The 10,543-nt window shown below is 64.2% G+C and carries 13 protein-coding genes; 2 read left to right on the forward strand and 11 right to left on the reverse strand.

The features are described from left to right. Positions 1–19: 19 nt before the first annotated feature. The 9 genes from paaB to AKN83_RS07395 form a co-directional block, all read right to left on the reverse strand. Positions 20–307 (reverse strand): 1,2-phenylacetyl-CoA epoxidase subunit PaaB, encoded by a 288-nt coding sequence (gene paaB / locus AKN83_RS07355; protein ID WP_050404026.1) that lies wholly within the window; start codon positions 305–307, stop codon positions 20–22. A gap of 12 nt (positions 308–319) precedes the next feature. Continuing rightward, a complete protein-coding gene (paaA, locus tag AKN83_RS07360) occupies positions 320–1,312 on the reverse strand; it encodes a 1,2-phenylacetyl-CoA epoxidase subunit PaaA (protein ID WP_050404027.1) in 993 nt (330 codons plus the stop codon). 76 nt (positions 1,313–1,388) lie between these two features. Continuing rightward, the gene (gene paaX, locus AKN83_RS07365) at positions 1,389–2,258 is read right to left on the reverse strand and encodes a phenylacetic acid degradation operon negative regulatory protein PaaX (RefSeq protein ID WP_050404038.1); all 870 of its coding nucleotides are present in this window, start codon (positions 2,256–2,258) and stop codon (positions 1,389–1,391) included. Between the two features lie 92 nt (positions 2,259–2,350). Beyond that, the gene (locus tag AKN83_RS07370; RefSeq protein ID WP_050404028.1) at positions 2,351–3,121 is read right to left on the reverse strand and encodes an esterase/lipase family protein; all 771 of its coding nucleotides are present in this window, start codon (positions 3,119–3,121) and stop codon (positions 2,351–2,353) included. A 197-nt stretch (positions 3,122–3,318) separates the two neighbouring features. Next, positions 3,319–4,602: a DUF445 domain-containing protein gene (locus AKN83_RS07375; protein WP_050404029.1), complete on the reverse strand. Its 1,284-nt coding sequence runs from the start codon at positions 4,600–4,602 to the stop codon at positions 3,319–3,321. A 220-nt stretch (positions 4,603–4,822) separates the two neighbouring features. Continuing rightward, positions 4,823–5,299 (reverse strand): phasin, encoded by a 477-nt coding sequence (locus AKN83_RS07380; protein WP_050404030.1) that lies wholly within the window; start codon positions 5,297–5,299, stop codon positions 4,823–4,825. Between the two features lie 181 nt (positions 5,300–5,480). Beyond that, positions 5,481–6,077: a GNAT family N-acetyltransferase gene (locus tag AKN83_RS07385; protein WP_050404031.1), complete on the reverse strand. Its 597-nt coding sequence runs from the start codon at positions 6,075–6,077 to the stop codon at positions 5,481–5,483. Positions 6,078–6,264: 187 nt separating this feature from the next. Beyond that, positions 6,265–7,353, reverse strand: a complete 1,089-nt coding sequence (locus AKN83_RS07390) for a PHA/PHB synthase family protein (protein WP_050404032.1) — start codon at positions 7,351–7,353, stop codon at positions 6,265–6,267. Continuing rightward, on the reverse strand, positions 7,350–7,733 hold the full coding sequence (locus tag AKN83_RS07395) for a hypothetical protein (RefSeq protein ID WP_050404033.1): 384 nt from the start codon (positions 7,731–7,733) through the stop codon (positions 7,350–7,352). The genes AKN83_RS07390 and AKN83_RS07395 overlap by 4 nt, the downstream gene beginning before the upstream one ends. Before the next feature lie 175 nt (positions 7,734–7,908). Here AKN83_RS07395 and AKN83_RS07400 point away from each other — a divergent pair, with 175 nt between their 5' ends. Beyond that, positions 7,909–8,835 carry an alpha/beta fold hydrolase gene (locus AKN83_RS07400; protein WP_157113237.1) on the forward strand — a complete coding sequence of 309 codons (927 nt, stop codon included), beginning with the start codon at positions 7,909–7,911 and terminating at the stop codon, positions 8,833–8,835. 189 nt (positions 8,836–9,024) lie between these two features. Beyond that, the gene (locus tag AKN83_RS07405; RefSeq protein WP_430641505.1) at positions 9,025–9,420 is read left to right on the forward strand and encodes a nuclear transport factor 2 family protein; all 396 of its coding nucleotides are present in this window, start codon (positions 9,025–9,027) and stop codon (positions 9,418–9,420) included. A 77-nt stretch (positions 9,421–9,497) separates the two neighbouring features. On the opposite strand, the gene AKN83_RS07410 is transcribed toward AKN83_RS07405, so the two are convergent. Both AKN83_RS07410 and AKN83_RS07415 read right to left on the reverse strand, forming a co-directional pair. Continuing rightward, entirely contained in the window at positions 9,498–10,172 is a 675-nt protein-coding gene (locus AKN83_RS07410) for a spermidine synthase (protein WP_050404035.1), read from the reverse strand. Positions 10,173–10,277: 105 nt separating this feature from the next. After that, on the reverse strand, positions 10,278–10,543 hold a 266-nt coding region (locus AKN83_RS07415; protein WP_157113238.1), incomplete at its 5' end, for an integrase core domain-containing protein.

The raw sequence follows: 10,543 nt of genomic DNA on the forward strand, positions 1-10,543 counted from the left end.
ATGACGAGCGGAGGCGCCGTCACATATGCCCGACTTCGTCGGGAACGTCGTAGAAGGTCGGGTGGCGGTAAATCTTGGATTCCGCCGGCTCGAACATCATGCCCTTCTCGGACGGATCGGACGCGGTGATCGCATTCGAGGGCACCACCCAGATCGACAGCCCCTCGCCGCGGCGGGTGTAGATGTCGCGCGCGGCTTGCAGCGCCAGCGTCGAGTCCGCCGCGTGCAGCGAGCCGACATGCTTGTGCGCAAGTCCGTTGCGGCTGCGGATGAAGACTTCCCAGAGCGGGGTGTTCGGCGTGGCCATCTCGAGCGCTCCTTATTCTGCGGCTTGCGCGAGCCGGCGGCTCTTGCGCTTCTCGGCATAGGCCGCAGCCGCCTCGCGAACCCAGGCGCCTTCGTCATGCGCCTTGCGGCGCGCGGCAAGGCGGTCGCGGTTGCAGGGGCCGTTGCCGGCCAGCACCTGCTTGAACTCGTCCCAGTCGATCGGGCTGTGCACCCAATTGCCGTTCTCGTTCTGCTTCATGCCGGGATCGGGGATCTTGAGCCCGAGGAACTCGGCCTGCGGCACGGTGGCGTCGATGAATTTCTGGCGCAGCTCGTCGTTGGAGAAGCGCTTGATCTTCCACTTGGTCGAGGTGTCGCTGTGCTGGCTGACCTGGTCCGGCGGGCCGAACATCATCAGCACCGGCCACCACCAGCGATCGAGCGCGTTCTGCGCCATCGCCTTCTGCTCCGCTGTGCCGCGGCACAGCGTCACCATGATCTCGAAACCCTGGCGCTGATGGAATGACTCTTCCTTGCAGACGCGGATCATCGCGCGCGCATAGGGGCCATAGGAGCAGCGGCACAGCGGGATCTGGTTCATGATCGCGGCGCCGTCGACCAACCAGCCGATGGTGCCGATGTCGGCCCAGGTCAGGGTCGGGTAATTGAAGATCGAGGAATATTTCGCCTTGCCCGCGAGCATCGCGTCGACGAGCTCTTCGCGCGAGGTGCCGAGCGTCTCGGCGGCGGCGTAGAGATAGAGGCCGTGGCCGCATTCGTCCTGCACCTTGGCGAGCAGCGCGGCCTTGCGGCGCAGCGACGGCGCGCGGGTAATCCAGTTGCCTTCGGGCAGCATGCCGACGATTTCGGAATGGGCGTGTTGGGAAATCTGCCGGGTCAGCGTCTTGCGGTAGGCCGCGGGCATCCAGTCGTTCGGCTCGATGCGCTCGTCGGCATCGATGCGGGCCTGGAACTGACTGGCATGGGCGACATCCTCGACGCCGCGATCGTCGCCGTCGGATGAGTTGAGCGCCTGCGTGTACATGGCCGACCTCCCAGTGCGTTGTTAGGTGGAAATATATAACACAAATTTCAGAATGCAAGATATTTCTGTAATATGTTCACCCATCCTCAAACCGCCGCGCCACGGCCCCGTTGGGCTTCGGCAGCGGCCCGTCCTCGTTGGTTGCGTGGTCGTCAAGCCATTGCTCCGACAGCGGAAGCAGCCCGCGATAGATCTCGCCGCAGAGCCTGCGCGCCGCCCTGCCCGGCCAATCCTTCGGCAGCAGCTGATAGGGCAGCAGCGGATCGCGCAGCACGACCCGGCGGTAATGGTGGATCAGCAGGATGCGCGCGGTGAAGGCGTCGGCATCGCTCAGATTCTCGCCTCTTGTGATCGAGCCGTGCAGCGGCTCGAACGTCTTCATGAACTTCAGATAGGCGTCCGCGGTGCGATCGAGCGGCCAGCTCTCGCTGAGCAGCCGACGCCCGCTGTCGTCTTCCGCGGAGACTTCGAGACGGATCGCGCGCGAGGCTTCATCGGGGATCGGCGCGCCCGACGGCGCGACCCACACGCCCGGCAGCGGGCTGCCGAAGCCGGCATTCTTCAACGCCTCGCGCGCGGCGTCGCGATCCTCGGCGTTGCCGATCAACAGCAGTTCGAAGCGCCCGGTCCAGTCCGATGGCGGCGGATCGTAGATGTGCCGCGTTGCGGTGTCGAAGGTCTGCCGGCCCTTGGCATTCAAGCGGTAGAAACTGTTGCGACCGACCTTGCTGCGCTCGAGCCAGCCGTCGGCCGCAAGCCGCGACATCGCGGTGCGCACCACGTTGCCGTCGATGTCGAGCGACTTGAAGAATTCCAGCAGCGTGCCGAGCCACACCGAGCCGCCGCGCGGCACGATGGCATCGCCGAACACGGTGATGATGATCGAGCCGGTGCGCGACGGCTCGCGCTTCAGCTGATCGACGATGCGGGCAAGCGGCTGTGGCATGCGCAACGCATAGCGCGTTTTGTCGAGGAACGACAATGCAGCCGCCTGAGCTAGCCTCTCCCCGCAAGCGGGGCGAGGCAAGGAAAGAAGACTCAGCGGTTCGGATCCGGATAGACCAGGCTGCGCCAGCCGCTGCGATCGAACGGCCCCCACTCGCCGTCCTTCTGTGCGAGGCGATCGGCGACCGCATAGACCACGGCCGGATGATGGCCCATGCCGCAATGGCTGCTCTCGACCTCGATGCTGTCGGTCATCGACGAGGCCTGCTCGCGGCAGCCCTGCCAGGCGCAGACGCCGTCGGTGCGGCTGAAGATCGCGGTGGTCGGCACCGGCGGTGCGCTGGCGAGCGAGCCGCCGAAACGCTGGTCCTCTTCGTCGGCACGGCGGCCGCTGGCCATCTCGTAGACGCGCCAGGCGTTGGTAGATCTCGGTCCCGCGGCAAACGGGCTGCCGAGGGTGATCACCTGGCGCACGCGCTCCGGCATCATCTTGGCGAGCTGGCGCGCATAGAGGCCGCCGAGGCTCCAGCCGACCACCGAGACCTTGCGGCCGCTGGTCTCATTCATCTCCTGCAGCAGATCGACCATCCCGTCCTGCACGCCGGCGCGAAGCCCGAGGTTGCGGCCCTGGCGCCAGCCGCTGACGGCGTAGCCCTTGCTCTTGAGGAAGTCGCGCAGCGGGCGCGTGGACATGTCGGAGGCAATCAGCCCGGGCAGCACCAGCACCGGATGCCCATCGCCGCGCGGCGCAAGGCTCAGCAGCGGCAATGCACCAAGAAAGGCACCGAGCTCGTGAATGGCGCGGCCTTCCAGGAACATCAGCGTCCTGGACGGCGGGCGTAGCGTCTGCGCAGCAAGGGACATTTCAACTCCTCTTCCGGCACGACGTCTCCGCGGCCGGCAATGGGATCAACAGGATGGGTCAATTGGATTGACGCAAACCCGGCGGAATCGTTCCGCAACGCAACAATCAACCTTGAAAAGCTAGGGAACCGATCACTTTCGTGCAAGCGGCCCAGGTCACACTTGCCACAACTAAAGTCACTTGCGTGCCCAATCGGTCACAGCAGCCGCAGCACGTATTCCAGCGTGTAAAGCGCCAAACCGGCAAGCCCGCCGATCAGCGAGCCGTTGAAGCGGATGTATTGCAAATCCTTGCCGACATTGACCTCGATCAGCGAGATCAATTGCTCCATGTCCCAGCTCTTCATCTGGTCGGCGATGAAGCTCGAGACGCCGCTCTTCTGCTCGGCAACGACGGTGCGCAGGATCGCGACCAGGCCCTGGTTGATTTCGGTGCGCAGCTCGGCGTCGCCGTCGAGCGCGTCGCCGGCCTCGACGAACATCCGCGCCAGCTGATGCTGCAGCACCTGCGACTCGCCTGAGGCGCTGCGCTCAATGAAATCCTTGACGTTGGCCCAGATCGTGCGTCCGAGCTTGGCAAGCTCCGGCCGCGCCATCAGGTCGCGCTTGAGGCCGTCGATGCGATCGGCGAACGACTTGTCGCTGCCGAGCCGATCGACGAACGACAGCAGCATGCGGTCGAACTCGCCGCGGAACGGATGCTGCGGATCGTTGCGCACCTCCTCGAAGAACTTGGTGGCCGAGGCGATGATCCGGTTCACCACGAACTTGTCGGCGCGATAGAGTCTCAGCAGCGTCGGCATTTCCGCGCGGACCTTGTCGCGGATCACCGTCATTGTCTCCTTCTGCGTCAGCGTCTGGTGCAGCACGCGCAAGAGGTCGTCGAGCAGGCCGCCATGCTTGCCCTCCTGCACGAAGCCGCGCAACGCGCCGGCCGCGAGCGGCGCAAGGTCGATCGAGAGCACCTGCGTCGTAACGCGGCGGCTGATGAACTGCATCAGGCCCGAGCTCTCGGTCGCCGCAAACGCTTCGGGCAGCATCCGCAGCACGAAGCGGGCGAGATCCTCCGAACGCTTGCGGTCGCGCAGCCAGTCGGCAATGAAGCTGCCGAAATCGATCTCGCGCAGCTTGGCCTCTACGGGGCCGGATTCCAGGAAATTGTTCTCGATGAATTCGCCAAGCTTCTCGGCGATGCGCGCCTGGTTGCTCTGGATGATCGCGGTGTGCGGGATCGGCAGCCCCAGCGGCCGCTTGAACAGGGCGACGACGGCATACCAGTCGGCGAGCCCGCCGATGGTCGCGGCCTCGGCGAAGGCGGCGATGAAGCCGAAGGCGGGATGCACCGGCAGCAGCGCCTTCGCTGCGATGAAGATGACGAGGGTTGCCGCCAGCACGCCGGTCGCCAGCCACTTGACGCGCCGCAGTTCGGCGGCGCGTTCGGCATCGACGGGCGTTGCGATGAGGGCGGCGGGAAGGGTCATGGGGATCGAAGGGTTCTCGCACTGGCAGGACACTAGCCGTCATTGCGAGCGGAGCGAAGCAATCCATTTCACCGCTTGCGGAGAAATGGATTGCTTCGTCGCTATTGCTCCTCGCAATGACGGCAGTCGCGGCATCAACGATGTATGAGAAGCACCGCAAAAAAGAAGGCCCGCAAAATGGCGGGCCTTCGAAAAGGGCGGTTGGTCAGCGCAGGCGCGATCAGGCGGTCTTGCTGTAGACCTTCGAGAAGTTGTCCTGCGCGGTCTTCGCACCGTCGGTGACGAGCTTGCCGAGATACTCGGTGGTGGCCTTCGCCCGCGAGACGAACAGTTCGCCGCGCGCACGGACCAGGTCCGACTGGATCTGGGCAGCTTCGCTCAACGACTTGGCGGAAGCGAGCTTGTCGATGCCGGCGAAGAACGCCTCGGCGTCCTGGTAGAGCGCCTGCTGGATGTTGCGGCTGATCTTGGCGGCTTCGGTCACCGAACCGGCAACAGCCGTCTCGATCACGTTGGTCACCTTCTCGGAGCCGGCATACGCGTCGGCGGCACGGGTCTTGGCGGCCTCGGCCTGCTTCTTCACGAACTCACGGGCGGCTTCCGGAACTTCCAGGTTCTGGAGCTTGGTGAACGCCTCGGTGACGGGCGCGAAGGCTTCCTTGACGCTGTTCAGCACGGAATTGGTTTCGGTGGTCATTGGGGTCTCTCCATCCTCAGGTTTGAGCTATGGGCTCACCCCGTCCGGTTTGGCCCGGGGCAAGGCTGTTGTGCCACAGTTCATGGTGCGTCGCAACATCAATGTTGCACCGCGATATCACGAGCCTGTGAACAGCGTGAATATCCGGCAGATTGCCTCTGGAACCGGCAGTTAGAGGTATTTAGACACCTCCAACCGCGCCGGGCACCCCATATGCCTCCATTTGCGCCCGGACCTGCGCCACATTGTGCCCGAGCACGACGATGTCGTGGGTCTTGCCCTCGACATCCCTGACATGGTCGCGCAGCAGGGCCTCCGCCTTGAAGCCGAGGCTCTCGAACAGCGCGATCGCCGCCCGCTGGTCGACGGTCATCTGCACCGAGAACTTCTCCAGCCCGGCGCCAAGGGCGATCGCGAACGTCTCCTGCGACAGCGCCCGGCCGACGCCCTGCCCGCGCACGTCTGTTGACACCACCATCCGGATCTCGCCGACATGTGGCGACCAGGAGTGCGGATCGCGCACCAGGGTGCCGCAGCCGACCACTCTGCCGTCCTCGATCGCAAGCAAGCTCGTGATGTCGCCGCGTTCGATCTCGTTGATCCAGGCCGACAGCACCTTCGGCTGGCTGATGTTGCGCGGCAGGAACAAGAGATCATGCGTCGGTAGCTTCTGCGCGAAGGCCAGCACCGCGGCCTCGTCGGCCCGCCTCATCAGGCGGAACTCGATGTCGCCGGCCTCGGTCTTGACGTGGCGCGGATAGGAACGTTGTTCGGTCATGTCGATCTCTCTCAAGTGTGCTGAATGCGAAGTTCGTGCGATTTCGCGGCAGGCGCTTTCACGAACTTCGCATTCATAAAGCACACTAGATTCACAAGTTTGCTAGTGTCCTTATCGAATCCGAAGTTCGCTCCGAAGGTGCGGCAAATGATGCGAACTTCGGATTCGGGACACTAGTCGACCCTTCTCAGGTCGATCTCTTGCCCAGCCAGGAGTCCAGTTTCGGCCACAGCCGCTTGATTGCGTTGGCGCCGGCGACCAGCGAGACGTGACCGCCTTTCAGCATCACCTCCTCCTTGTCCTCGGAGCCGATCTTGGTGATGAGGTGCTTTGCCGCATCATACGGCACGATGTGGTCGTGCTCGGCGACCGCGTGCAGGATCGGCACCTTGATGTCGGCAAGCTTGGCCGCGCGGCCGCCGACCGTCATGGTGTCGTTGAAGAGCTTGTTGTCCCACATCAGGTCCTTGGTGATGGCGCGGAAATATTCGCCCGCCAGCGGCAGCGTATCGGTCGCCCAGCGGTCGAACATCCGGTACGACTTCACGAACTCGTCGTTCCAGATGTTGTCCCAGAGCTGGATCTGGCCGACGACGCGCGCGGCCGGCCGCAACATGTCGAACGATTGCAGGATCAGTTCGGGCGGCATATTGCCGGTGCTGTCGATCAGGCGGTCGACGTCGAAGTAGCGGCGGTCGGCGAAGTTCGAGAACAGCTTCATCTCGCGGAAATCGATCGGCGTGGTGAAGCAGATCAAATTCTTCATCGGTCCGTCGTTGAAGATCGAGCCATAGAGCAGGGACAATACGCCGCCGAAGCAATAGCCGATCACAGAGACGTCCTTTTCACCGGAGTCCTGCTGCACGCGGCGGACCGATTCCGGGATGAAGTCGAGGACGTAGTCCTCCATGCGCAGCGATTTTTCCTCGGGCTTCGGCGCGGTCCAGTCCAGCATGTAGACGTCGAAGCCGCGCTTCAGCAGGAATTCGATGAAGCTCTGCCCTGGCACCAGATCGAGGATGTAGCCGCGGTTGGTGGTCGCCATCACGATCAGGACCGGCACGCGATAGACTTCGTCGGCCTGCGGCCGGTAGTGATAGAGGTTCATGGTGCCGCGCGAATACAGCACGTCCTTCGGCGTCGAGCCGAGCTCGGGGCCGGAGCTCGAGAAATACTCGACACCCTTGATGCTGCGCTGGATCGCGCGCTGCACCTCGGACTGTACCCGCTCGGAGATCGAGGCGAAATCAAAGGGGGTGGAGGTGGGAGCATTCATCTGCCGTCTCCCTCCGATGGCGGGCGCCTCGTGCGCGGCGGCCGTGGCGTTGCGCCGTGGCCGTCGTCCGGCGCCAGCGAATTGTGGTGCACCTGCTGCAGCAGCGTCTTGATCTCGTTGAGCTGGGTCTCCATCGACTGCAGACGCTCGGCCATGCCGACGAGCTGGGCCCGGCTCGGCAGGTTCATCGCCAGCAGATATTTCTCCATCAGTTCGCCGAGCTGCTTCTGCGCGCCGGCCGCAGCGCTGCCGGCCTGGTTCATCACCTTCGAGAATTCAGGCGAGCTCATCAACTGGTTGCCGAAGGAGTTGAACCCCTTCTCCATCTCGCCAATCATCGTCTGCCAGATCACGGCAGGGTCGTTGCCCTTGTCGGCCATGCGGCCCTCCTCCACACCAATTGCGAGCGCTTGCCGCGCTTCCGTTTGTTTGTGCCATACGACACTGTTGCCGCTGATCGGTCAACTGCGCCGTGCGCCCGGCGACGTCGAAGCTCTTCTGCGCTGCGTCAATCCATGGCAGCATGCAGCTTCCTGACCGCGAATCCAGGAGAGGATGCCCGTGACCACGCTCGCCCATCAGTTGCCGCAACTCACCCGCGCCAACGGCATAGACATTTGCTACGAGATATTTGGCGATGCGAATGCCGAGCCGCTGCTGCTGATCATGGGGCTCGGCGCCCAGATGATCCATTGGGACGACGAATTCTGTCGCCGGCTTGCTGCGCGCGGTTTTCGCGTGATCCGGTTCGACAACAGGGATATCGGCAAGTCCTCCCGCATGAGCGGCGGCAAGCGGCTGACCGCGCTCGAGCTGCTCAAGCTGCGCTTGTTGAAGATTCCGGTCGCAGCGCCCTACCGGCTGGCCGACATGGCGCGCGACACGATCGGATTGATGGATGCGCTCGGCATCCGCAAGGCGCATCTGGTCGGCGCCTCGATGGGCGGCATGATCGCGCAGGAGGTTGCGATCACCTTTCCCGAGCGCGTGCTCTCGCTGACCTCGATCATGTCGACCACGGGCAATCCGAAGATACCGGGTCCGACCCGCGAGGCCACCGCGGTGCTGATGGCGCCGCCGCCGAAGAGCAAGGAGGAGTATTTCGTGCGGTTCGGCCAGACCTGGAAGGTGCTGCGCAACGGCTCGTTCCCCGAAGATGAGGCGCTCGATCCCGAGCGCGCCCGGCGCACCTTTGAGCGTGGCCTCAATCCGGAGGGCGTCGGCCGCCAGCTCCGCGCCATCCTCGCCTCGGGTAGCCGCAAGGAGCGCTTGCGCAGCGTCAAGGCGCCGACGCTAGTGATCCACGGCACCGTCGATCCGCTGGTGCACCCCGAGGGCGGCAAGGACACCGCGGTCTCGATCCCGGGAGCGAAACTCCTGATGATCGAGGGCATGGGCCATGCGCTGCCGATCCCGATGTGGCCGCAGATCATCGACGCGATCGACAAGCACGCGCATGGGGCCGCGGCGAAGGCGGCCTAGGCAGGTATCTTCTGGTAACCATGTGAACCGGGGGTGCGTTCTTCCGGCGGCCGCGCGGAGGCTGTAGACAGCGCGATGCACCGCGCGGGTCGCGCGTCATCAGCCACCGGGAGCTACCAGATGAAGACCCTTCTCAGGCCACGGACAGCCGTTGCCGCTCTCCTCCTCGCGCTCGCGTCTTCCGCTGCGATGGCCGCGACCAGCGAGGCGCAGCAGGAAGCCAACCGCAAGGCGGTGCTGGCCTTCTACGAAAAGGGGTTGAACCAGAAGGACGCCGACGCCGCGCTCGCCTATGTTGGCAACCGCTACGTCCAGCACAATCCGGGCGCAGCGGACGGGCCCGAAGGCTTCCGCAAGTTCATCGGCTTCCTGCGCGAGAAGTTTCCGAACTCGCACAGCGAGATCAAGCGCTCGTTCGTCGATGGCGACTACGTGATCCTGCACGTCCACGCCGTGCGCGAGCCCGGCACCCGCGGCAATGCGATCATCGACATCTTCAAGCTCGAGGACGGCAAGATCGTCGAACATTGGGACGTGGTGCAGCCGGTGCCGGAGAATCCGGCGAACAACAACACGATGTTCTGAACGTATCCACGTGTCTGGCCGGCCCGGCGCACCGGACACATGATATGATCAGGATGATGAGCGCATCGAAATGCCCGCTAGTCCTTGGCCGCGATCCAGATCACGTGGCGGACGCCGCGGCCGCGGCCCGTGGCGCGGACGGCAATTTCGTTGACCGCAAATCCGGCCCGCGACAGCGATTTGGGGAATTTCGCATTCGGCCCTGACGACCAGACAGCAAGCAGGCCGCCGCGCCGCAAGGCGGTGTGCGCAGCCCTGAGTCCGGCGACATCGTACAGCCCGTCATTGGCCTTGCGGGTCAGGCCTTCGGGGCCGTTGTCGACATCGAGCAGGATGGCATCGAAGCTCGAGGGATGGCGCCTGATCACGTCGGCAACGTCCACCTCTTCGATGCTCACGCGCGGATCGCTCAGGCTGTCGCCGAAGATCTCCGCCATCGGGCCTCTTGCCCAGGCCACCACCGCCGGCACCAGTTCGGCCACCACAATTCTCGCTCCGGGTCCGAGCACTTTGAGCGCGGCCCGCAGCGTAAAGCCCATGCCGAGGCCGCCGATCAGGAAATGCGGCTTTGCGACCTGCTCGATCTTCTTCGCAGCAAGCGTCGCCAGCGCCTCCTCCGAGCCCGACAGACGGCTGTTCATCAGCTCGTTGGTGCCGAGCATGATCGAGAATTCGCGGCCTCGCCGCATCAGACGCAGTTCACCTTCGGTGCCGGGAATGCGCCCGGTGTCGATCTTTTCCCATGGAATCATGCGGCGGGTTGTAACATGGCGCGCACATCTGCCGTAGCCCGGATGGAGCGGAGCGCAATCCGGGACGGTGTCGTGAACTGCACCCCTGATGTGAGACACGGTAAATCAGGGACAGGTGCCGGCCGCTTGAAGCGGCACGGCGGGTTGACGGGTTAGGGCCGCATGGCGGGGCTGCTGCGCAGCAGCCCCGCCATGCGGTAAATTTGCCTCGAACTCGGCTGGCGGCCGGTAGGCCAAAGCCGAGTGCAACCGTTGACGATTGTATACCTCTTCGATGAAGGCGCCGATCGCATTTCTGGCCTGTTGCGCATCGCGGTAGGTCTGGCCGTCGACCTCCTCTTGCTTGAGGGTCTTCATGAAGCTTTCCGCCC

Source organism: Bradyrhizobium embrapense (assembly GCF_001189235.2).
Lineage (GTDB): Bacteria > Pseudomonadota > Alphaproteobacteria > Rhizobiales > Xanthobacteraceae > Bradyrhizobium > Bradyrhizobium embrapense.